Origin of the sequence: Halochromatium sp. (assembly GCF_046541315.1) — a bacterium.
In the GTDB taxonomy this organism is placed as follows: domain Bacteria; phylum Pseudomonadota; class Gammaproteobacteria; order Chromatiales; family Chromatiaceae; genus Lamprobacter.
In genome coordinates, this window is sequence record NZ_JBKHDN010000271.1 from 1 (window position 1) to 3024 (window position 3024).

The 3024-nt window shown below is 65.2% G+C and carries 2 protein-coding genes; both read right to left on the bottom strand.

All coding sequences use genetic code 11. The features are described from left to right. Positions 1-43 precede the first annotated feature (43 nt). Positions 44-547 carry a hypothetical protein gene (locus tag ACLFQI_RS12970; protein ID WP_410759936.1) on the bottom strand — a complete coding sequence of 168 codons (504 nt, stop codon included), beginning with the start codon at positions 545-547 and terminating at the stop codon, positions 44-46. A 138-nt stretch (positions 548-685) separates the two neighbouring features. Next, positions 686-3024 (bottom strand): sucrose synthase (locus tag ACLFQI_RS12975; protein WP_410759937.1); only part of this gene is annotated, 2339 nt, incomplete at its 5' end.

A 3024-nucleotide genomic window follows, 5' to 3' on the forward strand; every position in this document is an offset into this window, starting at 1 on the left:
ACGCGTCGCGCTCAAGCCTCCAACGCCGCGCTGTCGGTGGCGGCTACTCGTCCTGCGAAGCCGTTTCGTCGCTCGCGCGTGGTTCACACTCGAAGCGCCGAAAGCGCGCGCCGCCATCCGCATCGGTCTCGGTCAGGGTCATGACCAGGTTCGAGAGGTTGAGCTTGAAGCGCCCTTGCTGGGCTTCGATCTGCTTATCGGCCAGCCAGATCGCCTCCTCGGTCTCGAGATCGTCGGCGCTGCTCTCGATGATGGCGAAGTCGTAGTTGAAATCCTCGCCGGGCCGGCTCTTGCTGATCCGCACCTCAATCGGGTCGACTGTCCTTGGCGCCTGCTCGTCGTAGCTCAGCTCGCCCGGCTCGCCAAAGGCGACCACGCGCATCGGCTGCTCGACACAGATCAGATCGAGCTGCTCGGGCGGATCCTCTTCGTCGGCCCGCAGCGGCGCGCTGGCGACCAATAGGGCCAGCAAGGCCAGAAAGAGAGGCGCCCCCCTGAGCAGACCCGCAAGCCCAAGCAAGGAGCCGCCTCGATATGCGTCAATCATCAAAATCCTCCGCGAAAGATTCCGCCCTTGAGGCGGGAACGTTGAACTGCCTGCAAGGCAGCAAAGTGGATCGGTGCCAGCTCAGCGTCAGAGCGGTCATCCGCGCATCGCCCACGCGCACCAGGCTAGCGCCAGCCATCACCAGGCCATGGTCCGCGCCAGCGGGCGGAACTGGAGCCCATAGAACATCTCCAGATAGCGCGCGGTCTCGGTGCGCTCCAGATCGGTGACGTATTTCCAGAAGCCGTAGACCCGCGACAGGGTCATCATGCGCTCGGCGTAGCGACGCCAGGTGTAGCGCTCCTCGATGCGCGCCAGGGCCGCCTCCGAGATCGCCCGCCAGCAGTCCGCATCCTCGGCGCAGCGACGCAGGAAATCAGCGATCAACGCGGTCGCGTCCGCGCCATGGTTGGGGTCGATGTGAAACCCCGAGAGGCCGTCCTCGATGATCTCGAGCGGACCGCCGTAACGGGTCGCGAACACCGGCAGGCCGCAGCTCATCGCCTCGATCACGGTCAGGCCGAAGGCCTCGAACAGCGCCGGCTGCACGAAGACGCCGCGGCGCTCGGCAATGAACCGATAGAGTTCGCCCGCCAGCGGTTTCTCCAGATGAATCCCGAGCCAGCGCACCTGCCCATCCAGCCCGTGCTGCTCGAACAACCGATGCATCGTCTCGATCTGCTCGCGTTCCTCGTCATCGCCGGAGCGACCCGGGTCGACATGACCCGCCACCACCACCAGATCGGCCTGCTCGCGTAACTCGGCACTGCGACCGTACCAGTCTACCAGCCCGGTCATGTTCTTGATGCGGTCGAGCCGCGCCATGGTGAACAGCAGGGGCCGCTCGCGCTCGGCGAGCACGCCCCGGGATTCGCCGTCGCGCGGCCCGCCGAAGAGCAGTTCCTCGATCTCCGCGTGCAGATGCACCAAGCGCCGCTGGTCATCGGTATACGGGAAATAGATGTCCTCGTCGGCCCCCGGCGAGACGATGTTGAACTTGGGATCATAGACATCGACCCCGGAGACGACGCGATAGAGCCCTGGCATGGTGAAGCTGGAATAGCTCTCGTACTGGCCGACGCTGTCGTCGGTGCCGGCGATCTCCTGATAGGTGCTGGTGATGACGAAATCGGCGGTGTTGATGGCGATCAGATCGGCGGTGAACTGGGCCGAGAAGTGATAGCGCTCCTCGTTCTCGCGCCAATAGAGATCCGAGAACAGATACTTGGTCTTCTCCAGCGCATGGGCGATGTTGCACTGGCTGACGCCGAGCCGCTGCGACAGCAGCGAGGCGACCAGGTTGCCATCCGAATAATTGCCGATGATCAGATCCGGCCGACCGCCGAGTTCGGCCAGCAGCTCGCGCTCGGCATCCAGCGCATAGCCTTCCAGGTAGGGCCAGAGATGGAAGCGCGAGACCCAGTGCGGCAGTACCTCGCCGGCGGCGTTGCGGAACGGCACGCGCAGGATCGCGGCGTTGCGGGTGCCGGCGATGGGCTCCAGGCGCTCGTTACAGGAGGTGCCCTCGGCCTCCGGGATGAGCCGGCTCAGCACCAGCACGCGCGGTTCGATGTCGATGCCCTGCTCGGCCAGGCGCTGATGCATCTCGCGCTCGAGCGCGCGTACCTGATCGAGGATATAGACCACCTGACCGCCGGTATCCGGGCGCCCCAGCACGTTGGATTGGCCGAACCAGCCGTGCGGCGAGACGATGGCGATCGAGAAGATCATCGGCACCCGGCTGAGAAAGCTCTCCAGCGTCTGCGGCGAGGGCGCCTCGAGGATATCGAGCAGCAGGCTCATGGTCTCGCGGATGCGCGCGGCATCATGGCCCCAGCCAGGTTCGAAGCCGAAGCCGCGGAGTTCCGAGGCGAGGTCGGTGTAAGGCGTATGCGTCGGGCGCCGGCGCAGCGGGATCATCGCCTGGCGCAGCGCATTGCGCAGCTCGGCGACGGTGCCGATGGCATCGTTCAGCATCAGCTGATGGCCACGATAGCTGTGCATGCGCAGGAAGCCGAGCAGGCGTTGATCGCCCTTGCCGAGTTCGTCGAACAACCGGCTCGAAAGACGGCGGTTGAGGAACTCGACACCGCGGCCGATCGAGCCCTCCTCGGTCAGTTTCTGCTGCTCGCGGTAGAACGGCCGTAGATCGATCTCGAGGCCGAACGGATCATCGTGGCCGCCGGTGGCCAGATGCTCCTTGAAGCGCAGGAACTCCGAGACCGTCACCTCGTTCAGATCCATGGTCTCGAGGTGGATGCGCAGATAGTTCCATTTGGCCACCCGGTGGCGCAGCGCCAGATACACCCAGGAGGCGTCGATGGCCGCTTCCTGCGCCTGGAACAGCGCGCGCGCCAGCGCCGTATCGGCGAGTTGCTCGTCGTCGCGGCAGAGCTGCTCGACCGCGTCGTGCAGATCGCTCTTGAGCAGGAACGGGCGTTGCAGACCGATCAGATGATGCATCACCCGATGCGCCC